Here is a 24,176-nt window from a genome sequence, read left to right on the forward strand (position 1 = left end):
TAATCATTTCATACGAAGCTCCGTAGGGGCTGACCCATTTGTCAGCCCAATGTGCTGCAAACCTGATAATTTGCTTATGTGGCAACCTCGGTGGCTGCTGTTCGAACAGCCGAATTTGAGCACGATTGTCCAAGCCATTTGTATTTTGATTATTCTGCATCAAAAAATATAATGCTACCTTTGATTTGGAATTTTTAAAACAGGAAGTGAAACAAGTTTTAATTATAGACGACGAAGAGAAACTACGGTTGTTGCTGGCAAGAATTATCGGCCTGGAAGGATTCGATGTTATTCATGCAGGTGATGCGAAATCGGCGTGGAAAAAATTAGAACAGCATGATATAAATGTTGTGCTCTGTGATGTAAAGTTGCCAGACGATAATGGTGTAGACCTGTCAAAAAAAATTAAAGAGAAATACCCACTTATCGAAATTATTTTACTTACTGCCTATGGCACAATTTCCGATGGCGTTCAGGCCATTAAAAATGGTGCATTCGATTACATTACAAAAGGTGATGATAATAATAGAATCGTCCCGCTTTTAAATCGTGCATTCGAAAAAGCAGAATTGGCACAACGTGTTCAGCAGCTTTCAAAACAATTAGCCAACACATATTCCTTCGAAAATATAATTGGTCAATCAAAACTAATTACCGATGCCATTGCCCTGGCAAAAAAAGTTGCGCCCACCGATACAACTGTTTTGTTAACCGGAGAAACCGGCACAGGAAAAGAAATTTTTGCTCAGGCTATTCATCAGGCAAGCCCGCGTTGTAAACATAATTTTGTTGCTGTTAACTGTTCAGCATTTAGTAAAGAATTGTTGGAAAGTGAAATGTTTGGGCATAAAGCAGGTGCATTTACAGGGGCGATTAAAGACCAGAAAGGTTTATTCGCCGAAGCAAATAACGGGACTATATTTTTGGATGAAATTGGTGAATTAGCTTTAGACCTGCAGGCGAAATTATTACGTGTACTTGAAACAGGAGAATTTATCCGCGTTGGTGATTCAAAGCCTACAAAAATTAACGTACGAATTATTTCTGCTACAAATCGTGACCTGCAAAAGGAAATAAGTGCAGGAAATTTCAGACAGGATTTGTTTTATCGGATTTCCGTTTTTGAAATTCACTTACCTCCGCTGCGTGAAAGAATTGCAGATATTCCCTTATTTGTCCGACATTTTTTAACCTTATTTGCAGGCAAATCTGGCAAAAAAATAAATACTGCTTCCCAACAATTTATTGATGCATTAAAACAACATGAATGGCAGGGTAATATTCGTGAGTTGAAGAACATAATTGAACGTTGCGTTATATTAACTGACGATAGTGAGTTAAATCTAGTCAGTTTGCCAACAGAATTTAGAGAAAAACTAGTGCATCATGAAGCAGGTAAACAATTATCCGCATTTGATTTGGCCAGTGCAGAAAAAATACATATCCAAAAGGTTTTAAATTACACAAATGGCAATAAAACAAAAACTGCAGAATTACTCAATATTGCCTTAACTACCCTATACAGAAAGATTACCGAATACGGTTTAGAATAAACTACCCTTTCAAAACGCTATGCTGCACCCTGTCGAAACGATAGGGTTTTTTAATTTAAATTTTATTGTAAAAACTTCAAACCCACGCTAAGTAAGGGTTTTGGCGGATGTGCATTTTGCGGAACAAGAATTGAAACATCTGTTTCGAAATCAAAATATTTTTTATGGATATGTTGTTTTTTATTGGATTGGGCATATTGATTTATGCCGTTTTCTACAAATTTATTAATTGGTTCGAAAAAATTTGATGTTATGATCATATTATTAATTATTGCGATTTGCGTATTTGGATATATGTGCTATGTGCTTATTAAACCTGAAAAATTTTAATGCTATGAACTCTGAACTTATAGGCGTAATTAGTATGTATGGTATTGCCATTATTTTGGCGATACTGCTAGGAAAATATATCGGCAAGATTTTCAACTATGAAAAAACTTGGTTGGATAAACTGTTTAATCCACTTGATAAATTGTTTTTCAAACTCAGTGGCATTGATCCATTAAATCCAATGAACTGGAAGCAACACCTTTCAGCATTACTTACAATCAACCTGATTTGGTTTATTATATGTATGCTCGTTTTAACCAATATGCATTGGTTGCCACTAAATCCGGATCAAAATCCAAGTATGAAAGCTGATTTGGCGTTTAACACTGCTGTCAGTTTTGTTACAAATACAAATCTTCAACATTATTCCGGAGAAACCGGCTTGTCGTATTTCGGCCAATTAATTTTAATGTTATGGCAATTTATCAGCGCTGCAACGGGAATTGCAATTTGTGCAGTTGTTTTTCATGCCATGAAAGAAAGAACCGCCGCTAACCTCGGCAACTTTTATTCTTTTTTTGTAAGGAGTGCTACGCGTATTTTATTTCCTATTGCATTTGTAGTAGCTGTTTTATTAATATTAAACGGCACACCAATGACCTTTAACGGAAAGGATACAATTACCACTGTGGAAGGCAACGAGCAACAAATTAGTCAGGGACCTGTTGCTGCTTTTGTTGCTATAAAACAAATAGGAACAAATGGAGGAGGTTTTTATGGACCAAATTCTGCAAACCCGATGGAGAACCCGAATTACCTGACCAATTTCATCGAAAATGTGTCAATTATTTTAATTCCGATAGCTATGATATTTGCTATGGGCCATGTTTTACGCAGGAAAAAATTGGCATGGACAATTATGGGTGTAATGACATTCGGATTTTTAATGCTGGCAATACCTACAATCAATTTTGAAATGCATGGTAACCCGGAAATAACAGAAATGGGAATAAATCAGTCGTTGGGTAGTATGGAGGGAAAAGAAGTGCGATTTGGTTCGGCGGCTTCTGCTTTTTGGGCAACAAGTACCACCGCAACCAGTAATGGATCAGTAAATTCGATGCACGATAGTATGACACCACTAACCGGATTAACCACTTTATTAGGTATGATGATTAATTGTTTTTATGGTGGGGTAGGCGTTGGGTTTTTAAACTTTTACATTTTTATAATTCTTGCAGTATTTATCAGTGGTTTAATGGTTGGCAGAACACCCGAATTTTTAGGTAAAAAAATCGAAGCGCGGGAAATGAAAATAGCAATGATAATTGCGCTGTTACATCCGTTTTTAATATTGGTTGCAACTGCAATTTCAAGCTTTTTATATATGTCGGATCCCGTTGCATATGCCGGATGGTTAAACAACCCCGGATTTCACGGGTTTAGCGAAATGTTGTATGAATTTACATCCTCAAGCGCTAATAATGGCAGTGGTTTTGAAGGCTTGGGCGACAACACACCGTTTTGGAATATTGCCTGTGGAATTGTCATGTTACTGGCAAGGTATTTACCTATTATCGGACCTGTAGCCATTGCAGGAATTTTGTATCAAAAAAAATATATCCCGGAAAGCAACGGTACCTTAAAAACCGATACCACTACATTCGGTCTTTTAGTTTTTGCTATTATTTCAATAGTTGCAGCACTTGCATTTTTTCCGGTGCTCACACTTGGACCAATAGCAGAATATTTTTCAATGATTAAATAATTATAGATATGAAAAAGAATAATTCATTATTTCAAAAAGAAATTATTGCATCTGCTTTTAAACAGGCATTTGTAAAATTGAATCCCAAGATGATGTTGCGAAATCCTGTAATGTTTACTGTAGAAATAGGAACAGCAATCATGTTTGGTGTTTGTTTGTGGATTATTTCAGGCGAACAATCACAGGGAAGTTTAATATATAATTGCATTGTATTTTTAGTATTATTCTTAACCTTATTGTTTGCCAATTTTGCAGAAGCAATTGCAGAAGCAAGAGGCAAAGCCCAAGCAGACAGTTTGAGGAAAACACGCGAAGAAACACCCGCACGAAAAATGCCCGGTATTGGTAAAATATTTTCTGATGAAGTGGAAATTATTCCCTCTTCTCAATTAAAAAAGGTGATTTGTTTTATTGTGAAGCCGGAGATATTATCCAATAGACGGTGAAATTGTTGTGGGTCTCGCTACAATAGATGAAAGTGCTATTACAGGTGAAAGTGCTCCTGTTATTCGTGAAGCCGGTGGTGATAAAAGTTCTGTTACCGGCGGAACTAAAGTTTTATCTGACAGTATTCAGGTTCGTGTTACAACGGATCCGGGTGAAAGTTTTTTAGATAAAATGATTGCCCTCGTTGAAGGTGCCAGCCGCCAGAAAACACCAAACGAAATTGCATTAACTATTTTACTAGCCGGATTTACATTAGTATTTATTATAGTAACAGTAACATTAAAACCTTTTGCCGATTACGCAAACACACCAATTACTATTGCTGCATTTATTTCATTGTTTGTCTGCCTTATTCCAACTACCATAGGAGGTTTACTTTCAGCCATTGGTATTGCAGGAATGGACCGTGCATTGCGGGCTAACGTAATTACAAAAAGCGGAAAAGCTGTTGAAACTGCAGGTGATATTGATGTGTTATTGCTGGATAAAACCGGAACAATAACCATTGGTAACCGAAAAGCTACACATTTATATCCGGCAAAAGGTATAGATGAAAAACACTTTATTAAATCGGTTGTGCTCAGTTCGTTAAGTGATGATACACCTGAAGGTAAATCAATAATTGAGTTGGCTGGATTAAAAACAACTGATTTAAATCCGGAAAATCCGCGATTTATAAAATTTACGGCAGAAACAAGAAGTTCAGGAGTTGATTTTGGAAATACCAGAATCAGAAAAGGTGCATTTGATGCAATTAAAAAATTAACTGAAAGTGCAGGCAATATTTTTCCTGAAGATATTCATGCTATCGTTACTACAATTTCCAGTAATGGCGGCACACCATTAGTTGTTGCAGAAAATGAAAAAATTATTGGTGTAATAGAATTACAGGATATCATTAAAACAGGTATTAAAGAACGTTTTGAGCGCCTGCATAAAATGGGTATCAAAACTGTAATGGTAACAGGCGACAATCCCTTAACCGCAAAGTACATTGCTGAAAAAGCCGGTGTTGATGATTTTATTGCAGAGGCAAAACCTGAAGATAAAATGAATTACATTCGCGCCGAACAGGCAAATGGCCGTTTGGTTGCCATGATGGGCGATGGTACAAATGATGCACCCGCTTTAGCACAGGCCGATGTTGGTGTTGCCATGAACAGCGGAACACAAGCCGCAAAGAAGCAGGCAATATGGTTGATTTGGATAATGATCCAACCAAATTAATTGAGGTTGTAGAAATTGGAAAACAATTGTTAATGACCAGAGTACTCACTACATTTAGTATTGCAAACGATGTGGCAAAATATTTTGCAATTATTCCGGCTTTATTTATTGTGGCTATACCTTCTTTGCAAAGCCTAAATATCATGCAATTATATAGCCCCGAAAGTGCAATTTTATCAGCAATAATATTTAATGCAATTATTATCCCATTACTTATTCCGTTGGCACTAAAAGGCGTTGCATATAAACCGATTGGCGCAAGTGCACTACTGCGTAGAAATTTATTAATATATGGATTAGGAGGAGTGTTGGTGCCTTTTATCGGTATTAAATTAATTGATATGGTAGTTGCTTTAATCATATAAAATAAAAAAAATGAAAAATAATTTAATTCCTGCTATTCGATTAACACTTGTTTGTCTGGTGTTTTTCTGCGGCTTTTATACACTTTCTTTATTGGGAATTGCAAAAATTGCTCCCGACAATTTAACCTTTTCGAAAAATGAAAACGGTTATTATCAAAACGTAGGACAAAGTTTTACGGATGATAAATATTTTTATTCACGCCCATCAGCTGTAAATTATAATGCTGCCGGTTCCGGTGGTAGTAATAAAGGCCAACCAATCCTGATTATTTGGCTTTGGTTGAAGCCAGAATAGACATTTTTTTAGTGCATAATCCGGATGTAAAAAAAGAAGACATACCTGCTGACCTAGTAACTGCAAGTGGAAGCGGAATTGATCCGCATATTTCGGTACAAGCAGCACAAGTCCAAATAAAAAGAATTGCTAAGATTCGAAATGTAGATGAGGCAACTTTACATACTTTAGTAAACGATGCTATTGAACGCCCTTTATTAGGGTTATTTGGCCCGGAGAAAATTAATGTGACTAAATTAAATTTAACATTAGATAATTTAAAATAATTAATATGAAACGATTAGTAACTTTAAAAGTTGTGTTTATAAGTTGTTTAATAATATGTAATTTTTACTGAAGTGCACAGGACCAGGGCGCGGAATTAGTTTCAAATAATTTTAATCAACAACCGGACAGTCTCAACGTTGATTCTATAAATGCTATTCAAACAGAGGTTATTCCAAATAAAGGTAATTTATCGGGCTATTTGGAGGTTTATTATGGTTATGACTTTAGTAACCCTGAGAATCATACAAGGCCTTCTTTTGTTTATTCTCATAACAGACATAATGAAGTAAATTTGAATTTGGGATTAATTAAATATAATTACACGAGTAATTTAGTTCGGTCAAATTTTGCCCTGATGGCTGGGACATATGCTAATGCAAACCTTGCAGCGGAACCTGGTGTACTCAAAAATATTTATGAAGCTAATGTGGGTGTAAAAATTAGTAAAAAAAATGAAATTTGGGTTGATGCCGGTATTATGCCTTCACATATTGGGTTTGAAAGTGCCATAAGTAAAGATTGTTGGAATCTTACCCGTAGTTTACTGGCAGAAAATTCTCCATATTATGAAAGTGGTGTAAAAATTTCTTACACGAACAAAAGCCAAAAATTGTTCTTAAGTGGATTATTGCTTAACGGATGGCAACGTATGCAACGTGTTAATGGTTACAATGTACCTGCGTTTGGTCATCAGTTAACCTATAAACCTAATGATAAAATAACATTAAACAGCAGTTCATTTATTGGCAGTGATTTGCCCGACAGTTTAAAAACAATACGTTATTTTCATAATTTTTACGGATGGTTTAAGTTGAATCCTAAATTGGAGCTTATGGTGGGTTTCGACATTGGTGCAAATCACAAAAATTCGGACACTATGTTTACTCAAATTTGGTATTCACCGGTGCTGATTGCTAAAATTCCGGTTACAAAAAATATGACTATAGCAGCAAGAGCTGAATATTATAGTGATAAAAACGAAGTGATTATTGCAACAGGAACAGCAAATGGATTTCAAACATTTGGGTATTCGGTAAATTTGGATTACCTTATTGCAGACTTAATGTTATGGCGAATGGAAGTAAGAGGTTTGCAAAGTAAGGACAGTATATTTTATGCAGAAGATAAATTGGTAAATACTAATTATTTTATAACAAGCTCACTGGCTATTTCATTTTAAATGGCAGATAAAGAAAACACCGTTCAGCATTTTCTCGACCTGATTAAAAAATCGAGGCGCGGGAAATTTAAAATCTATATCGGCATGAGCGCCGGTGTAGGTAAAACATATCGTATGTTGCAGGAGGCGCATACTTTACTGAAAAGTGGTATCGATGTAAAAATCGGTTACATTGAAACACATTCCAGAAAAGAAACACACGACTTATTGCTCGGACTGCCCTTAGTGCCCAGAAGAAAAATATTTTACAAGGGTAAAGAACTCGAAGAAATGGATGTGCAGGCAATTATTAATCTGCGACCTGAAGTTGTTATTGTTGATGAACTGGCGCATACCAATGTAGAAGGCAGTAAAAATGAAAAACGCTGGCAAGATGTAATGGATATTCTTGCAGCTGGAATAAACGTAATTTCGGCCTTAAATATTCAGCATATAGAAAGTTTGAATGAAGAAGTTAAAGGCATTACCGGTATTGAGATAAAAGAAAGAGTCCCTGATAGTGTTTTGGCTCAGGCCGATGAAGTGGTTAACATTGATTTAACTGCCGACGAATTAATTACAAGACTTAAAGAAGGAAAAATTTACCAGGCGGAAAAAATTGAACTGGCCTTACAAAATTTTTTTAAAAGTGACCATATCCTTCAATTAAGAGAATTAGCTTTGAAAGAGGTTGCCTCGCAGGTTGAACGCAAAGTGGAAACCGAAGTAACCCGATCAAATGTATTAAAACATGAACGGTTTATGGCTTGTATCAGCAGTAATGAACTCACAGCAAAAACGGTAATTCGGAAAACAGCAAGGCTGGCGAATTATTATAATAGTAAATGGTATACGCTATATGTTCAAACGCCTAAGGAAAAAGCGGATAAAATTCCACTCGACAAACAGCGACACCTGATTAATAATTTTAAATTAGCTACAGAACTGGGGGCGGAAATTATTAAAGTGGAAAATATTTCCATATCGAGAGCCATTATAGAACAGGCTGTAGAACGAAATATCACCACAATTTGTATCGGGAAACCACATTTAAATTTGTTAAAAATAATTTTGGCGACAAATGTGTTTAATGAACTTATTAAGAAGTTGTCGTCTAATGATATTGATATTGTAATTCTTTCATAACATGAAAATTAAAACTAAATTAAATTTAGGAGTCGGTGCCTTGTTTATGCTCATTTTATTATTGGGTATAGTTGGCGCTTTTAATATCAACGCTTTAAAAAATGATACTGAAAAAATATTAACTGCTAATTATAACAGTTTGCAATATTGTCGAAACATGCTTGATTTGCTGGATGAACAAACTGATGCAGGTTTTATGCTTTTTGAGTTTAATTTAAATAACCAGGAAGCGAATATTACTGAAACTGGTGAAGCAGAAGTAACCAAAAAATTGCGGACTGAATTTGAAAAACTGAAATCGAATCATACAGACAGTATTTCTGTATTGTTAATCCGGCAAAGTTTGTTTGAGATTATGGATATGAATATGCATGCCATTCAGTATAAAAGTGAAGTGGCAGCTAATACTGCCGGCAATGCGGTGCTGTGGATTGCAATTAGTGGCACATTGTGTTTTATTATTAGTTTTATTTTGCTGATTAACCTGCCTTCAAATATTGCTAATCCAATTCGGGAACTTACTGATAGTATAAAACAAATTGCCTCGGAAAATTATAAAGAACGTGTTCATTTTGAAAGTCATAACGAATTTGGGCAGTTGGCCAAATCGTTTAATACTATGGCTATGAAGCTGGAAGAATACAACAATAGTAATCTGGCTAAATTAATGATGGAAAAAACGCGTATTGAAACACTCATTAACAATATGCATGACCCTGTTATTGGTTTGGATGAAAATTTGGTGATTCTGTTTGCAAATGAAGAAGCCATAAAAATTTCAGGATTAAGTTCAAACGATTTACTCGGTAAACGAAGAGTTGACCTGGCCGTTAAAAACGACCTTATAAGAACCCTGATTCAGGATTTAATGCAGGAAGACACACTTCGAAAAATCGAAACAAGCACCTATAAAAATTTATGCTCAAAACAAAGAAAGTTATTTTGAAAAAGAAAACCTTGCATATTAACATAACGCCAACAGGTGAGCAAGTTCCGCGGTTGGTTGGGCATGTAATATTTTAAGAAACGTGACCAATTATAAGGAAATGGATTATGCGAAAACCAATTTTATTGCCACTGTTTCACATGAATTTAAAACACCGATTTCATCAATAAAAATGAGTTTACAATTATTGGAAAACGAAAAAACCGGTAAACTCAATGATGACCAGATTAATTTGCTCGACAGTATCAGAGATGATGCCGACAGATTATTAAAATTACAGGTGAACTACTAAATATGTCGCAGGTTGAAAGTGGAAATATACAATTAGCAATAATTCCGGCCGGCCCGAAAGAAATTTTGATGTATGCAATTAATGCAACTAAAATACAGGCAGATCAAAAACATATTACCATTAAAATTGATTGTGATGAAGTGATAGATAAAGTGCAGGCAGATCAGGATAAAACTGCCTGGGTATTAACCAATTTAATTTCCAATGCCATACGTTATTCGTATGAGCAATCAAGCATTTTTTATTTATTAAACAAACACAATCGCATATTATTTTTACGGTAAAAGATACAGGCCAGGAATTGCCCTCAATATTTAAATAAAATATTTGATCGCTACTTCCGTGTTCCGGAACAAAAAAAGGGCACCGGCCTAGGTTTAGCAATCAGCAAAGAATTTATAGAAGCCCAAGGGGGTGGGATTTCGGTTGAAAGTGATTTTGGTTCTGGGAGCACTTTTACAGTGGTATTGAATAAAGCAAATTAATGTGCTGATGTGCTAATGTGCGGATGTACTAATTGCACTGCGGTTCGGTATGATTCTCATTCAGAGCTCCGTTGGTAACAAATTATGTGCTTATGTGCTATGTTGGTGCTGATTAGCTGCAGATAGTTGCTTTTCAGTGAAGCCCTTAGGAAGTTAAAGACAGTTGGTGATGGTGGTTATAAATGCTAACATTTTTCGAGTCGATTAAAAATCAATAATGTTAAAATAGTTCATCAGATGTTGCCTAATCATGCCTGATATTGTAGAATAAGCCCAATGCTTATTTCCTGTTTGGTTAACTGTTTTTTGTATTATTCTCACTAATAAATCACATATCAAAGTTGCCCATATTTGTATTTCTATTGCATTGGGATTATCGCCTAAAAAATATTTTAATGGATAACGTTGTTTTATGCGCTTGAATAATGTTTCAATTTGCCATCTGCGCTTATACAAGTCTGCAATGACTTCCGGATCGCTAGTAATCATTACAAACAAATTGAAACATGCGTTGCTTTTCCTCATCCCAAAATTCAACTACTCGGGCTTTAATTAAGGATTTTTTCGATTACTTGGCCGACCTAATTCCACATAATTATCAGAGCGGACACCTGAGTCATAGGCTGCTTCCGACACAGGGCGGCACCAGCACTTTTACAGAAGCATCCTTTTAAGTCGGCTTACCCATCTAATACCGTGATTACCCCATTCAGCGAACTGCTTGTAATTGGTGTAGGCTTTATCAAACAACACAGTAGAGTTATCAGGCACTTTAAGTTGGTGTAAGAAAGTTAAATCATGTTCTTTGGCTTCACTAAAAAACAAATGCAGGTAAATCATGTTTGGCATTTATCATCACAGTGCGCTTTAACACCACCTCTTTTTCCATTTTTGTTTAGCGGACGGCACCGCGCATCACTGAATTAAAGAGACTAAATGTTGTTGAATCGATGAAAATAAGTCATCATCGATATTTAATGGACGGCGGCTGTCCGGTAAACCGAAATAGGTATCATAAAGCATGTGATACACACTTTCGAAGAATTTGGCAGGACGGCGTTGATTTGCTTCTGATAACGCAATTTTTGTGTATCAGCAACCCTAAATGATTGGAGTTTATTTAGGCCGTAACCCCATTCCTGTAGTGATTTCACGCAAATTGGTGGCATTGAAAAAGCCATAACATCGTGATCAAATGGTCATATGCCATAAATTTCTTGCAATATCGATTTGCATTATGCTAGACAAACGCTCGATTTGTGCCCGGGTATTAGAAGTAGTTGATTGAATACCGGCTGTCCGGTAAAAAAAGTACCTTTGCGCATAAGTTTAGTTTTTGGTCGCAAATCAAAACTAACACTTATTGGGAGTTCTTCGGAGCTCCCTTTTTATTTATTATTATTTTTTACCGGACAACAGTGATGTACCAATGTGCAAATGGAACAGCCGGATTTAGAGTAAGATTTTCATACGAAGCTCCGTTGGGAGCTATAAAAAATTAATTGCTGCTGTGCAAATTGAGCAGCCGGAGAATGCCCAATGTGCGGATACCAATGGAACAGCCGATTTTGAGTAATCATTTCATACGAAGCTCCGTAGGGGCTGACCCATGTGTCTGCCCAATGTGCTTCAAACCTGATAATTTGCTAATGTGGCAACCTCGTTGACTGCTGTTCGAACAGCCGATTTTGAGCACGATTGTCCTCTAACCTCCGAACCCCATCAGCTAATTTGCTAATCGGCTAATTTGCTAATTAACTAATGTGTCTCCACGTCAACTAATTGGCAAGCAGCCAATTATAAGCATGATTGTCCTCTAACCTCTGAACCCCATCAGCTAATTTGCTAATCAACTAATTTGCTAATTAAAAGTATTAATCTTTCTTCTTGATCTCAATCTCAGTAGTCCCGTCTTTAATCTCGATGCTGGTTTTGTTGTCACCATTTTTGTTTCCACTTTCGCACCTTTTTCGCCAATAATGATTTCGGTAGATTTTTTGAGGGTCTTTTGTTTCTACTTCAACTGTTTTAGTTTCTGTAGTTGTTGTGGTTTCAGGCAGGGTTTCGGTTTCATCTACTTTCTTTTCAGAGCAAGACGCTAACACACCGGTAATTATTACTATAATGAATATTTTGATTTTTCTCATTTACCAAAGTTACTCTATTTAAGGCAGCATTTGCGTTTTGCGGTGCATTGTTTGATTATTTATTAGAAAGTAACCATTGAGGGATGTCTTATAAGTGGTTTTGTTGCAAAAATTTATTATACTTCACAAAACTTGGCGAAAAATGAGATTCGAATTTTATTTGTTAAGCAACGGTAGTCTTATTTCTAGCCACATACAAAAGCATCTTCTTTTATATGCATTTTTGCATTGTATTTGTAGGTTTGAAATCTAAGATTAATCCGATTATTTAATGCATATGATGATGCTTTAGTTGGCAATATACTTCAATAACATAATATGGAACAACATATAATAAATGGTCTTCATAATGATGTGGCATTAATTCATCACTTCCAATACCAACATCCTTTGTTAAATCAATCCCTAATTCTTTATCAAGTCCTTTAAATTCATTTATGATGCTTTTTTAGTTGACCTAAATAATTTTGACAATCATTACAATTACATATAAAAGCCGGCTTATCCATATAATAATCTACTGTGGATTGACATCAACATTTAAAATTATATTTCCGATTGCGATTTGTGTCATGGTTATTGGTTATGACGGTTTCGGGCTTTGCTATGGTCGACTTTTGAAACCAAAAACTGTCTCCCAGCACCATCATTAATTAATTAATCAAATTTTTTTTTTATACTGCCTGCTAACAAAGGCAAACCAATATTAGCAGGCATTATTTCTATCCTTTTATAAATTTGTCGATTTTTCTTTTGTAAACATACCGATTGTTGTAAAACCTTTGCATTTTCTTCAATATCTCCGTTTTCTTGTCAAAGTGTGCATGCGCATTTGGTCATTTACAAAAATATTTATTTCGTCTATGCTGTCTGAAACATAAAAGTCAAATATGTTTCTGTTACCACCAAAAGGATAAAGCGATAGATGCTTACTAGTCAATTCGTTTTTTGGGATTTTTTACAAATCCAATTAAAAAGTCCGCATGGTAAATATTTTATTACTGATTGTGTCCTGAAACCGTATACTGAACCATTCTTGCTGTTCACCCCTCCAGTCAAACCATTTGATATAAAGTGTGTCACTGTGACCTGTTGAAGAAATTGTCTCAACACGGTTGTGATTATTAGTTGTGTCGAAAGTCAAAAAATATTTTTGATTTGTTTCAGTAAATACACCTTCTCCATACCAATATTGCATATCATCAGTACCACTATATTGTATGAAAGTCCCAAAGTTGTCAGATTTGTTTTTTTAAATAAAAATATAATTGTTTGAAAACATTGATGCGTTCTCCTGTAGGTAAATAGTTGTGTCTTGCGCGAATAATTGCCCAATGACAGCCATGAATAATATTGTAAATATGATATTAAGTCGTTTCATTTATTAATGACTGCTGACGGTTTAACACTTTGCGTTTTGAAAGCACTTCACTATCTTCCTCACAAACTTAATAAAAATTTCTACACTTGCTGTGCGGTTAGAATTTTTATCACTTCCATATTTTTTAATGAGTTTTAATAATGGAAATACTTTTCTCTCAATTGGTTTATCCAACGTTTTTCTTTATTGTCAGACTGCGCATTTGCGATATCATTTTGATCGTCTGCATGATTATTCAATTCTAAATCAAAACTTTCGTTTTCGTCTGGTGGTTGTTTCAAGTCTGCACCACCTTTGTGTGCAAATTGAATATAGTTTTTTGGTGGTGTAGGTAATTTACTTTCACATTCTTTGAACAGAGATTTACCAGTAGAGGTAGAATGTCAGTACTACTGTTAACGAAATCCAAAGTTGATTTGTTTGCTCATAAGTCATGGACTTGTCACAAACACAACATTTTACAGTGTCGCTAAAATACCTAACTGGATTGTCTTTTAATGAGGGAAATTCCATTCTGTTTTCCAATTACCAACCAAAGCTCTAGTGCTTACTCTGCTGTGTTTAAGATTTTTACACCTTGTAATTTCATAAGGAAACCAATTTTAATTCATATGAAGTATATGGATCGAAATATTCAAGTAATTCCATTTCACCAATTTCCGGTGGAATACGTTTTAACTTACTGCCATAAAGCCAAACCTTTTTAACTTTTTTTAGTTTTGATATTGTCTCCGGTAATATGTTTATTTGGGCAAACAATTTTTCTCCAGGCTCTTCTACGGGGAAAATTCGTCACTGTTTTCTGCCGCAACCTTTTCAACATAATCGCAAAGTTTTTTCCAGGCAACAGAATTTCTGTCTTGAATATCATGCTCTATTTTGGACATATTTTTAACCATTGTTTGTTTTTGCTTGGCAATGCGTCTATCCTTGTTACTAAAGTTTTGGCGCTTGGCGAAGAATCGTATTTCAAAGCTATAATTCGTTTGCTTTTTTTTATTGTTACCTGTCAATTATTTTTATGTCCATTGATTCACAATAACTTCGAATATATTCTTCTGTCCATCTATTTCCGTATTTTTGTCCAAGGCTTTGTGACACTTTTATATTATTGTCTTCAATTTCTTTTGTCATATTACAACCCACACATTCTATTTTAAAACCATATTTTGTCTCAGGATGGTCAAGATTACAAAATGGACAACCGTCGCCCACATAAAATATATCAATGCAATATTTTCGAGCGAATCCTTATTGTTTTATGCACTGTACTATCCGTCTGCCCATAACTACTTTGGCTAAGTGACAGCAATGTTGCGGTCAAGAATATTGTTGTCCACTTTGTCATTGTCGTTTTTGAATTGGTGCTAACGGTTTCAGGCTTAGCGTTCGTGTGCTTTTAAAAGCGAAAATTTTCTGAATTACCAAAGTTAATTAATTGCACAAATGTTTCTATGTGCACTGTTTACCCAATAACGCAAACCCCATATTAGGCGCAGTTAATTCCTTTTGTCTCCGCATGCAGCACAGAATGTCGCTTGTTTTGTCCTATATGGTTTGCCACAGCTTTCGCATGGTGGTCCATACTTTTCTATTCTGTGGTGCATTATTGCATTTGGCTCAGTTTCCTGAAAACCTGTTACTTCAAAATAGTATTTCAAAAGTTCTTTAAATCGTTCTGGTTTATTGCTTAGACTGACCCCACTATTATTCATTCCTTTTCTATAAAGTAGATAGGCCTTTTGAAATTCATCTTCGTCAAGCATAGGAATTTCCATTTTACAACGCCAACACCAAAGTTTTTCATTCTTCAATTTCCATTTTAGGTGCAGTAATTCTCATATTTCAAGTATTATATCCAACACACCCTGTAAGGCGAAGTTAATGTCTTTCCCAGTTTTTTATGTTGGCTACTAAAATTTCAAATTCGATAATTTTCGTATGGTCTACTGAATAGTCTTTTTGGAAAATTATTTTGCCATTAGCGAACAATATTGGATTTACAAAACCTTTTCTGCAATAGATATTTTGCATGTTTCCTGTTTATTAAATGAACTAAAGTCAGTGCAGTCTTTGTTCAGCGCCTTCGCTAAGGTATTTGTCGAAGTCAACCTTTTTCCAAAGGTCATTTTCGGAGATAAAGAATTCTAATTTCTCTGCTTCTTGCTTTTTGACAAGCTCAAAGTCTTTAATTTCTTCGCTTGTTGACGAGCCTTTCGCAAGGTAGTTGGTGATTGTTTGGATAGTTGCTCCAAACCTAACTTCGCCCTTTCCTGAAAAGAGATTTTGTAAATCATTTTTGATGCTTTTATGCAAGACTCAAAGTAAGCACATTTTTTAATAAGTGCAAATGCCGATAGGTGGCGGTGAAATAACCGGTAACGTATTGCAGCTACAAGTTGTGCCGCCATCCGTGAAGTTAAATGGTATAAGTCCACCAAAACTTACAATACCGAAATGCGCGGCATAACTTGTCGGTGCTGTTAGGCGTAGTTTATTTAAATACGGGTTCAATGTCGTCGATCGTCCAATGTTGTCCGAGCTTACTTAATTGATATTTGTAATGATAGTCCGAAGGGAAATTAACTAATATTTCAGCAGAATTGGCGTCCTTTTTAAGAACGTCAAAATTAATTTTGTCCAACTCAGAAAGTCCGGGGTCTTCTTGACTGAATAAGATAAAATCGTATTCGAATCCTTCAGGCGGTCCGTCATTTGCTGGATGATCTTTAAACTGCTTGTCACACTTTTTAAAGTAGTCACGCCATTTGTCCGAATATTTATTTGAAAGCATGCCTGTCTCGGTTAGCGTCTTAAGATATTTTCTGTTGCAGGAAAGTTTAGCGTAAAATTTAGTTGAGTCCCATTCAGCGCCTGAATTACCGAAACTAAGTCACTGGCTAAATTAGTCCCATTGTCCTTGTACCATTTGAGGAAATTTAAAATTGTAGTCTCAGGGCTTGATTCGGCCTCAGATGTCACAAGTCGTCGACGCAGAATTTGTATTGTCTGCAGTCCTTGAACAAGAAAAAAATGTCCAGATTAATAATATGAAAATTGATGTCCTCTTAATTACGCCTAACGTTATGCAGATTTGCGACGGCGGGTCAGGCAACCGAAAATCTTTAATAAAATACGAAGTTTTAGGTTATCGAAAATTAATCTGAGGATGGCGTCGCCCCGCTGGCGCAAATGTGCTTGTTAGCGGTTGTTTTTCTTGATTAAAATTCTTGCAAAATGCACCGCCATTATTATTAAGATTTGTATAGGTAAAGCAATAAAAAACACAGGCCCAGCAAATATAAAGGGAGAATTTTCATTATCAAAAATAAAGAGAGCCAAAGGATAACCAATATTCCAAACAAAATGATTTGGATCAGAGCCTGTATACCTAAATTGCGGCACATTAAATTCAGGATAAAAGTCTATAATCGCAAAAAATAATTGCAAAAATGATTAACCATTTTAACCAGGGCTTCCTTTTGCTTTTCACTATCATATTTTTAATTCTGCTTCTCTATACAAAATTGGATTTAATTTATGTTTATTTGGTTAATAAAATAAATCTCCAATCGTCTCATTCGATTTGCCGTATTAGTTGAAGGATTCATTTCATAGTACCCATATTGTTCTGAATTACCGCTAACGTTTTGCAGCTACAAGAAGTTGGCGATTTCGGAGACGAAAACTGTCTGCCAGCACTGAACTTGATACGAAGCACAAAGCTTCATTTAACCACTGAACCGCCAATTTCTTGTAGGTGCTGTTACAGGCTGGCGTTTTTTCTGTCGTGGTTTTTCTGTCCATTGTTATTGTCGTTTTTTGTGCGTTGGTTAGAAAGCTCTTTTGCAATTTTAGGTTTGCGAGTCGCTTGTGCGAATTGCAAATGTGCTTTTGGAGCGAAGGACCTTCCAAAATATAATGGTTAGTTAATTTCTTTTGCAATATCATTCAGCCAACCAGAAGAAATGGCATAGCGTCTAAGGCCAAGAATTCAATTTCAGAATTTTTAGAGTCAATTACAAAATTTCTTATTGTCGTTTCAATAGCTATTTTTTTATCTTGGTCATTGTCATAAGAAAGAGCAACGTCTCTTAAATGTTCTCTAAATCTATCTAAAAGACTCCGTCTATTGTCGTTTAAGTCCTTTCTATCAATTTTGCACTTTTCGATTGTATAAGCAAATCTCACATTATCAGATTCAATAATTCCATTAACTTGAAATCTAATTTCACCAGAAGAATCGGTTATTTCAGGATTCACCATTTTTGGCAACTCAACTAAATCATAACTAGCAGAACTATTATTAATACTTCGCAAATTAGCTTCAGTGTTATTAAAAGTAACTGCGGTACCTTCTAATTCAAAATTCACACCTTTGTTTTGGTTACATGTCGGACAAGATAACATTAAGTTGTCCCAAGAGAATGCAAGCCAATAGTAAGTAGCTTTAGGTCTATAATGTTCAACGTGATATTGCTCAACTTTTTGCTCACAAAAAGCACATGTACCTTTATAGATTGAAGTTAATCCGCTGCGGATTTCGGCCAACTTATATCTATCATTAAAAGGGGAAGTATCATTGTATGCTCCCGCATTAATAACAGACATCCTTTTTTCATGGGTTGTTCTGGATTTTATTGGGACTCTTACTTGTCCTGGAAATAGATCAATAAACGCAGGTATTAGAGAAGCGGGAATTGCTGTCAGGTCTTTTTCTAGCTTGATCATTTTTTTCCTAATTCATCATTAATAATTCGTTGAATTAATTCATCTATTTCATCGTCTTTGATGAATCCCTTGCCAGCCGCTTTTTGCTTTTCAAGTTCAACTTCCAGTTTTTTATTAATCCTGTATAACAAATAAGTTTCACTTGTATCAGAATTATTATCCTCAGTATTCATTCTAGAATCATCTAATCCAAATAGCGGAGATGTTAGAAGTGAGTTAATCATCAAATGATCTAAATTTTTGCGTAAATAAGGATCACTCACTCTCGTTTTACCGTCTTCTTTGTTTCGATAAACTCTAAACATAATTGCATCTTCAGATGCTCCTTGAATGATTGTTGGGCTATGAGTAGTGAAAATAAACTGAACATTTGGAAATAGTTTTCTCAATTTGCCAATTATTACTCTTTGCCATTTTGGATGTAAGTGTAAATCAATTTCGTCTAATAAAACTATACCCTTTAAATCTGTAGGCGTATTTCCTTCGCCAGCATTTTTATTCAATCTATATAACAAGTCAGACACAAAAATTAAGATACTTTTGTAACCTTCCGATAGTTGATCAAATGTCAGAATCGTTCCTTTCTCCTTAAAAGTTACACCGCTTCCTTCGATCTTTATTTCAACATTTTTTTCCAATAAATCGAAAAACATTTTTTCAAGTAGTTCGACAGGGAATGAATTTGGTAGTTCTTTAATTTCACCAATTGAATTATTTGCATCAAGATTTTTTTCTAGTTCTAATAATTTTTGGTCTTTTAACCATGAAACGGGATTCACTAGTGTTTGCTCGCTATCGAAAAGCGACATAAAACCATATTCTTCTGGTTTATCAGTAGAATATCTTCCCGATGAGTTCCATAAGCAAAGAAATTATTCAAAATATTCCCTTTTTTGGGATTGTATTCTTGGCCTTTATCATCAACACCAGACAGTCTGATGTTTTTATTATTTCTTATAATATCTGCGGCTTTTCCCGTTCCTTCAAGATCTGTCTTTTCGGTGATAGAGTTTCCGTTAAAGGCAAGATAAATTCCCATCAGTATTAAAGATTTCCCATCTCCATTTTCTCCTAAGAAATAAATCTCCTTTGCTTTGTTGAAATTCAGATTTGTTTCTTCAACCGAAAAGAAGTCAGCAATCTCGACTTTTTCTATATAATTACTTTCATTGTCAATTACACCCTCCAGCCAAGACCTAAATTGATCTTCAGAAATACTTAGGGCTTTATGGAAATTATTTGAAAAACATATTCTATAAAAATCATCGTCTCCGATTGCAACATTTGTAAACCTTGAGATGCGCTCAAGTAAAACTTGTTTAAAAAGTTTACCGACATTCGTGTTCTGTAATATTGGAGTAAAATCGTATGGAACATCTTGTGTACGCCTGTAAATAGGTTTAGCTGCCCCAGATTCTATTAATGCACTTCTAATATTTGTATATTGTTTCCCTGACTCGATTTTAAAAACACCTTTCATATCCCCAGTAGAATACTTCGAGGCGAATTCATCAACGATTTCCCCATGTGTAAAAAGTGTTGCGAATAAAGCAAAGAGTTTTTTTTCGTTAGGGTAATTCTGAATTTCAATCCAATAGCTTGGAATAGGATCTTCAAGTGAATTAATTCCAAGAAAAGATTTAAGAATAGCTTCGTTAATAATAGCTTTTTTGCTTTTGAAATCTTCTATTATTTGCAAGCTTTCTATCACTTCCATAACTTGGACAATATCATACTTTGTCCAAGATGTTCTTTGTCTTTTGAAATCAACTTCAATACTCATGACTTATTTGCGTTTTGCGATTATAAGATACTCTTGAACACTTCTACTTTTATCATCTTTTCTACCCATTATGTGTGTTTATATGCAACTTCTTTATAGTCTACATCATAATTATTACCCAGATTCTTTTTAGCAATATCAATAATTTCATCTAAACTAATCATCCCCGTATTGCTATAGCTTAAAATTAAACTTGAGTTCTTAATTTTAATTTTTGCAAACATTTTTGCAAAAGCAGGTTTCACTTCTGTTCTCTTGCAGAAAGGGGATTGATGTCGATCTGATACCGACCTTTAAAATCAACTTCTGGATAATCATATTTTACTAATGTTTCCAACGCATGATAAAATCTTGAATAGTGGACGAAAGCATATGGCGGATCAGCATATACCAAAGAATTGGGTTCAATTTGGTCGAGACATTCAAGATAATCTAACGATGTAACCTTATGATTTAAATTGTTCTTATCAAGATAGCCATGCAATATTTTGAACTTATTTATGAAATAAGGCAACATTTCCTTTTGTCTATAAATTAGAATGTCTGTCTTTGATGACAAGTTTGTCGCATCACGATATTGTGCATAATGACCCGTACTTTGAGAATTATATGACATCGCAAACATTAGACTAGAGGATAACATAATGTAAAGGTGTATTTTTATATTCGTCAGCGACTTTACGAAGTGCATCTATCCATAAGCATTGCTGATACGACCAGTAAGTTCCAGAATAATATTTAATGAAAAGATGGTGTGATAAATTACCAAAATTAAATTCCATTAAATCTTGCTGTTGTTTTTCCAGTTCTACAAATTCTTTTATCGTTTTCTTTTCTGAATAGGAAAAAACAAAATCGGGATATTTTTTTTTGACGGATTTTACATATTTAGTAGCCTTTTCAACAATTTCATCTAATATATTTGATGGATATTTATCCCACTCGTAATTCGATAAATATGTATTTGCAGTATTGCCGAATATTCTTGAATGTCGTTGGAATGAATAGGAATTAACTTTCCTAATGCCCCTGATAAAATACTTGTTCCACCAAATAAGTCACACAACTTACCTTCTCGATATGTATCATTAATTGATTCTATAACAAAATCTAAGATATTTCTTTTTGATCCCATATATTTTATAATATGAGGAACACTCCTGTCGTATTTAGAAAGTAAATCAGGTTTCAAATTTCCTTCTAGAATTATAATGTCTAATGTTGCTGCTCTGCTCATTGTTTTTATTGAGTGTATTCTAATCTTTGTAGGAAAAGTGGTTCCCTCACATCAACATCTAGAACTTCTGCGATTTCAAAAAGTGTTTCCATTGTCGGTTGCATTTGGTTTGTACACCACTTAGAAACTGTAGTCCTGTTTTTGCCTAATTCTTCAGCAAGCCAGTTATTGGTTTTTCCCTGTTCCGCTAAAACAGCTTTAATCCGATTACACGCCTTTTTCTTCATAAAAGAAGTCTTTTACATTAATTATTCTGCAAAATAAGCAGAATCTGACAACTCTATTTTGTTCACATTCAGTCTAAAAGCTAAATAATATGCTTAATTAGTATCATAATTCGTCTATTGAGCATAAAATGAATATTTTGAAAAAAATAAAGACTTGTTTAAAAGTCTATCGCAACAAAAAAATGCTCTTTATGAAAGCTAAGAACAAGAAAAAACTTATTCTATCTCTGATCAAAGATGATTTAATAAATGCCAAGCTAGTAAATGGTTTGAATGAGATCGGTCTGAATGCAGATAATTATTCTCTGCACCTGAGCGATACAATTTTTAACCTCATGAGATTTGAGGATAACGAGGAAACGGAAACAACTTTCGAACGATATATGGAGTTGGCTAAAGAGATCAATGTTCATAGATATTTCACAGTCTCATAAGCCTATGGATGATTTAGCTTTACAAATTTATACTGAAATATTGTCTCGAAAGCCCAATGATTAATATTATTGCGGGTGGGTGATTTGGCTCTTTTGATTTTGCCTTTTGTGTCGGCTCGTGCGTTGGGGGCAAAAGCAAATGTGCCAAATGTGTGTCGGCAAAGTCGAAATGTGTCGGGTTGCAATAAATTGTCTACGGAGATAAAATAAACATTTTTGTCGGAATGTAAGTCGCCCGATTTTTAGTAGGAATTGTCAAGGTTGCACTGTCGTCCGACGCTTGCCCTATAACTTGATTATTTGAGAAGTGTTCCCCAAAAAACCTCTCCAAATCCTACTTCAGTGCTTGAATCAGTAGGTTTAACTTTTTAAAACTACCTCTTATTTTTTTATTCAACCATTTAATAGCTACAAATTAATTTGACCTTAATCCGAAATGTTTTACCACCTCAACGCATTCAACCCTACCACATCTTTCAATCTCTAATCCTGGAGCTAAATGCTTTATCAGTATTTTAAAAAATTACCGCTCCAAATTCACGGAAAACCGTTAATCTTAAAATGTCACATTTTTAAAATTACGAACGCAATAAAATCAATACTTTTGGGCAAATGGGATTCATTTTCGCCACTTTACCATGTCACACTGAAGTAGAAGCTGTTTTTTGCACCGCAAAAAATCCACTTCACTTAAAATAGAACATTTATCCTTCCAACTTTACTTAAGTGGCAGCAAAAAACAGCTTCACTTTAGTGCAAGCACTCAACCCTTTTCATTCCAATAATATTCCCGATTTCTATTTATTTCCATGCATCTTCATCTTTCTTTATATTTTAAAGAAACTTTCGAAGACTCCGTCGAAGTTTATGGGTTCAAGATGCTCATCATTAAACTCGGTAATGTCATCAATTTTATTTGTCGTGTTAAATAATACAATGTCCCAGCTCATATTACTGTAATTTTTGAATTTGTTAAAAATGGCACAGTCGTTTTTTTATTTGTCACTTGAAATTTCTTCTCTATCTATTAATCCTTCTTTATTCGTTGGCTCTTCTTCGTTAGCAGATCTATCAAATAAATTTCTTAGTCTTCTAATTTGCCTTTGCCTATTAAAAGTTTCATCACAGCTAAGTTGGTAAAAAAGCTAATATCCAAATTCCGATTGTTGATAAAGTTGACAAGCCATAAGCTGCAGAAATCATGCTAATCAACATAAATGAAATAAATCCGAGCCATGAATAATAACTTGCTTGTTTAGATTTTAAAACATAACCGTCATCTCTAAAATTTTGCCTTACAGCAAAGGAAACCAAATAAAAAAGAATAGATTTTTTTGAAGGAAATTCAAGTCATCAACAATGTTATATCTAATGCGTTTGACTGCTTTCTCAATTTGGTCGTTTTTATAATTTTTAATATCGTCCTCTGAAACATTTCTTTTTGATATTTCTTCTAAAGCAACAGTTACTGCTGTTTCGGTATAGCTAAATTTTTCATCAAGAATTTCTAATAACTCTTGAGTTGAAAGTTTTGAATAAGTTTCTTGTAATTCTTCTCGTGTCATAATAAAATGGTTAACTTTTGGAGCTAAAGAAAGTGCATAATAAAAACTTCCTAACTGTCTAATTGAACTAAAGGTATAAAATGTTCCAAGTTCATCGCAAGTGCAAACAGTGTCTTACCGCTGAAAATTTGCGCATGCAATTTACACTTACCTCCGCATTTTTTTAGCCTGCGTTACCAGCTAACGTTTATTTTTTCTAGCGTCTGCTCGCATTCCTAATTCCATTTCAAGTTGTGCTTGCCAAAATCCGTCTTCGGATGTTGTTCGGTTGTCAGCAAGTTTCAACCTTTGTTTTAGTGTTTCAAATTGTTCGTCAGTAAAGTTGGAGTTTATGAAAGCGTCTTCGCCATTTTCTTTTTGAACAGTTAAAACAAAGTCTCGGTAAATTATTAAACAATTTGTCAACGTCTTGATAGAACAATTAAAAAACCGAGATGAAAAATAATCTTCG

At 34.8% G+C, this 24,176-nt stretch carries 23 protein-coding genes and 4 pseudogenes; 9 read left to right on the plus strand and 18 right to left on the minus strand.

Translation table 11 applies throughout. From position 1 onward, the window contains the following. The first annotated feature begins 206 nt into the window (after positions 1 to 206). Positions 207 to 1,553 (plus strand): sigma-54-dependent Fis family transcriptional regulator, encoded by a 1,347-nt coding sequence (locus IPI65_10880; protein MBK7442019.1) that lies wholly within the window; start codon positions 207 to 209, stop codon positions 1,551 to 1,553. Between the two features lie 62 nt (positions 1,554 to 1,615). On the opposite strand, the gene IPI65_10885 is transcribed toward IPI65_10880, so the two are convergent. Then, positions 1,616 to 1,813: a hypothetical protein gene (locus IPI65_10885; protein ID MBK7442020.1), complete on the minus strand. Its 198-nt coding sequence runs from the start codon at positions 1,811 to 1,813 to the stop codon at positions 1,616 to 1,618. Here IPI65_10885 and kdpF point away from each other — a divergent pair. The 7 genes and pseudogenes from kdpF (at position 1,758) to IPI65_10920 (ending at position 10,220) form a co-directional block, all read left to right on the plus strand. Then, the gene (gene kdpF / locus IPI65_10890) at positions 1,758 to 1,883 is read left to right on the plus strand and encodes a K(+)-transporting ATPase subunit F (GenBank protein ID MBK7442021.1); all 126 of its coding nucleotides are present in this window, start codon (positions 1,758 to 1,760) and stop codon (positions 1,881 to 1,883) included. The genes IPI65_10885 and kdpF overlap by 56 nt on opposite strands. Positions 1,884 to 1,887: 4 nt before the next feature. Then, complete coding sequence (gene kdpA, locus IPI65_10895) at positions 1,888 to 3,591, plus strand: potassium-transporting ATPase subunit KdpA (GenBank protein ID MBK7442022.1); 1,704 nt, start codon at positions 1,888 to 1,890, stop codon at positions 3,589 to 3,591. Positions 3,592 to 3,599: 8 nt separating this feature from the next. Continuing rightward, a pseudogene (gene kdpB, locus IPI65_10900) lies at positions 3,600 to 5,630 on the plus strand (potassium-transporting ATPase subunit KdpB). A gap of 10 nt (positions 5,631 to 5,640) precedes the next feature. Further along, positions 5,641 to 6,191 (plus strand): annotated as a pseudogene (locus IPI65_10905) (K(+)-transporting ATPase subunit C). 146 nt (positions 6,192 to 6,337) lie between these two features. Next, positions 6,338 to 7,372: a porin gene (locus IPI65_10910; GenBank protein MBK7442023.1), complete on the plus strand. Its 1,035-nt coding sequence runs from the start codon at positions 6,338 to 6,340 to the stop codon at positions 7,370 to 7,372. Further along, positions 7,373 to 8,497 carry a sensor protein KdpD gene (locus IPI65_10915; GenBank protein ID MBK7442024.1) on the plus strand — a complete coding sequence of 375 codons (1,125 nt, stop codon included), beginning with the start codon at positions 7,373 to 7,375 and terminating at the stop codon, positions 8,495 to 8,497. It abuts the gene before it with no gap. 1 nt (position 8,498) lies between these two features. Next, positions 8,499 to 10,220, plus strand: a pseudogene (locus tag IPI65_10920) (HAMP domain-containing protein). A gap of 204 nt (positions 10,221 to 10,424) precedes the next feature. On the opposite strand, the gene IPI65_10925 reads toward IPI65_10920, so the two are convergent. The 16 genes and pseudogenes from IPI65_10925 to IPI65_11000 form a co-directional block, all read right to left on the minus strand. Continuing rightward, a complete protein-coding gene (locus tag IPI65_10925) occupies positions 10,425 to 10,709 on the minus strand; it encodes a transposase (protein MBK7442025.1) in 285 nt (94 codons plus the stop codon). Between the two features lie 165 nt (positions 10,710 to 10,874). Further along, positions 10,875 to 11,060, minus strand: coding sequence for a hypothetical protein (locus IPI65_10930; protein ID MBK7442026.1), 186 nt, complete (start codon positions 11,058 to 11,060; stop codon positions 10,875 to 10,877). Positions 11,061 to 12,094: 1,034 nt separating this feature from the next. Beyond that, on the minus strand, positions 12,095 to 12,367 hold the full coding sequence (locus tag IPI65_10935) for a hypothetical protein (protein ID MBK7442027.1): 273 nt from the start codon (positions 12,365 to 12,367) through the stop codon (positions 12,095 to 12,097). 970 nt (positions 12,368 to 13,337) lie between these two features. Beyond that, a complete protein-coding gene (locus tag IPI65_10940; GenBank protein ID MBK7442028.1) occupies positions 13,338 to 13,565 on the minus strand; it encodes a hypothetical protein in 228 nt (75 codons plus the stop codon). A 317-nt stretch (positions 13,566 to 13,882) separates the two neighbouring features. Beyond that, positions 13,883 to 14,029: a hypothetical protein gene (locus IPI65_10945; protein MBK7442029.1), complete on the minus strand. Its 147-nt coding sequence runs from the start codon at positions 14,027 to 14,029 to the stop codon at positions 13,883 to 13,885. Between the two features lie 495 nt (positions 14,030 to 14,524). Next, positions 14,525 to 14,761, minus strand: a complete 237-nt coding sequence (locus IPI65_10950; GenBank protein ID MBK7442030.1) for a hypothetical protein — start codon at positions 14,759 to 14,761, stop codon at positions 14,525 to 14,527. Further along, positions 14,751 to 14,963 (minus strand): hypothetical protein, encoded by a 213-nt coding sequence (locus IPI65_10955; protein ID MBK7442031.1) that lies wholly within the window; start codon positions 14,961 to 14,963, stop codon positions 14,751 to 14,753. The genes IPI65_10950 and IPI65_10955 overlap by 11 nt, the downstream gene beginning before the upstream one ends. Positions 14,964 to 15,247: 284 nt before the next feature. Then, positions 15,248 to 15,526: a hypothetical protein gene (locus tag IPI65_10960; protein ID MBK7442032.1), complete on the minus strand. Its 279-nt coding sequence runs from the start codon at positions 15,524 to 15,526 to the stop codon at positions 15,248 to 15,250. Positions 15,527 to 15,809: 283 nt separating this feature from the next. Next, entirely contained in the window at positions 15,810 to 16,064 is a 255-nt protein-coding gene (locus tag IPI65_10965; protein MBK7442033.1) for a hypothetical protein, read from the minus strand. 178 nt (positions 16,065 to 16,242) lie between these two features. Continuing rightward, entirely contained in the window at positions 16,243 to 16,542 is a 300-nt protein-coding gene (locus IPI65_10970) for a hypothetical protein (GenBank protein MBK7442034.1), read from the minus strand. 407 nt (positions 16,543 to 16,949) lie between these two features. Further along, on the minus strand, positions 16,950 to 17,198 hold the full coding sequence (locus IPI65_10975) for a hypothetical protein (GenBank protein MBK7442035.1): 249 nt from the start codon (positions 17,196 to 17,198) through the stop codon (positions 16,950 to 16,952). 501 nt (positions 17,199 to 17,699) lie between these two features. After that, entirely contained in the window at positions 17,700 to 18,479 is a 780-nt protein-coding gene (locus tag IPI65_10980; GenBank protein MBK7442036.1) for a TIGR02646 family protein, read from the minus strand. After that, positions 18,476 to 19,288 carry an AAA family ATPase gene (locus IPI65_10985; protein MBK7442037.1) on the minus strand — a complete coding sequence of 271 codons (813 nt, stop codon included), beginning with the start codon at positions 19,286 to 19,288 and terminating at the stop codon, positions 18,476 to 18,478. The genes IPI65_10980 and IPI65_10985 overlap by 4 nt, the downstream gene beginning before the upstream one ends. Then, complete coding sequence (locus IPI65_10990; GenBank protein MBK7442038.1) at positions 19,258 to 20,262, minus strand: hypothetical protein; 1,005 nt, start codon at positions 20,260 to 20,262, stop codon at positions 19,258 to 19,260. The genes IPI65_10985 and IPI65_10990 overlap by 31 nt, the downstream gene beginning before the upstream one ends. Before the next feature lie 3 nt (positions 20,263 to 20,265). Further along, a pseudogene (locus tag IPI65_10995) lies at positions 20,266 to 21,397 on the minus strand (DNA adenine methylase). Between the two features lie 107 nt (positions 21,398 to 21,504). Continuing rightward, positions 21,505 to 21,726: a helix-turn-helix transcriptional regulator gene (locus IPI65_11000; GenBank protein MBK7442039.1), complete on the minus strand. Its 222-nt coding sequence runs from the start codon at positions 21,724 to 21,726 to the stop codon at positions 21,505 to 21,507. A 137-nt stretch (positions 21,727 to 21,863) separates the two neighbouring features. Between IPI65_11000 and IPI65_11005 the strand changes: the two genes are divergently transcribed. Next, complete coding sequence (locus IPI65_11005; GenBank protein MBK7442040.1) at positions 21,864 to 22,160, plus strand: hypothetical protein; 297 nt, start codon at positions 21,864 to 21,866, stop codon at positions 22,158 to 22,160. A 1,295-nt stretch (positions 22,161 to 23,455) separates the two neighbouring features. Here IPI65_11005 and IPI65_11010 read toward each other — a convergent pair. After that, the gene (locus IPI65_11010; protein MBK7442041.1) at positions 23,456 to 23,725 is read right to left on the minus strand and encodes a hypothetical protein; all 270 of its coding nucleotides are present in this window, start codon (positions 23,723 to 23,725) and stop codon (positions 23,456 to 23,458) included. Positions 23,726 to 24,176: the final 451 nt, after the last annotated feature.

This window comes from Bacteroidota bacterium (genome assembly GCA_016706255.1).
Classification (GTDB): domain Bacteria; phylum Bacteroidota; class Bacteroidia; order Chitinophagales; family BACL12; genus UBA7236.

Coding starts and splice junctions, on each gene's coding strand:
- kdpF (MBK7442021.1), top strand. CDS start 1,758: ATGCCGTTTTCTACAAATTTATTAATTGGTTCGAAAAAATTTGATGTT.
- IPI65_10885 (MBK7442020.1), bottom strand. CDS start 1,813: ATGATCATAACATCAAATTTTTTCGAACCAATTAATAAATTTGTAGAA.
- kdpA (MBK7442022.1), top strand. CDS start 1,888: ATGAACTCTGAACTTATAGGCGTAATTAGTATGTATGGTATTGCCATT.
- IPI65_10915 (MBK7442024.1), top strand. CDS start 7,373: ATGGCAGATAAAGAAAACACCGTTCAGCATTTTCTCGACCTGATTAAA.
- IPI65_10925 (MBK7442025.1), bottom strand. CDS start 10,709: ATGATTACTAGCGATCCGGAAGTCATTGCAGACTTGTATAAGCGCAGA.
- IPI65_10930 (MBK7442026.1), bottom strand. CDS start 11,060: ATGATTTACCTGCATTTGTTTTTTAGTGAAGCCAAAGAACATGATTTA.
- IPI65_10935 (MBK7442027.1), bottom strand. CDS start 12,367: ATGAGAAAAATCAAAATATTCATTATAGTAATAATTACCGGTGTGTTA.
- IPI65_10940 (MBK7442028.1), bottom strand. CDS start 13,565: ATGCAATATTGGTATGGAGAAGGTGTATTTACTGAAACAAATCAAAAA.
- IPI65_10960 (MBK7442032.1), bottom strand. CDS start 15,526: ATGGAAATTCCTATGCTTGACGAAGATGAATTTCAAAAGGCCTATCTA.
- IPI65_10970 (MBK7442034.1), bottom strand. CDS start 16,542: ATGCTTTCAAATAAATATTCGGACAAATGGCGTGACTACTTTAAAAAG.
- IPI65_10980 (MBK7442036.1), bottom strand. CDS start 18,479: ATGATCAAGCTAGAAAAAGACCTGACAGCAATTCCCGCTTCTCTAATA.
- IPI65_10985 (MBK7442037.1), bottom strand. CDS start 19,288: ATGTCGCTTTTCGATAGCGAGCAAACACTAGTGAATCCCGTTTCATGG.
- IPI65_10990 (MBK7442038.1), bottom strand. CDS start 20,262: ATGAGTATTGAAGTTGATTTCAAAAGACAAAGAACATCTTGGACAAAG.
- IPI65_11000 (MBK7442039.1), bottom strand. CDS start 21,726: ATGAAGAAAAAGGCGTGTAATCGGATTAAAGCTGTTTTAGCGGAACAG.
- IPI65_11010 (MBK7442041.1), bottom strand. CDS start 23,725: ATGACACGAGAAGAATTACAAGAAACTTATTCAAAACTTTCAACTCAA.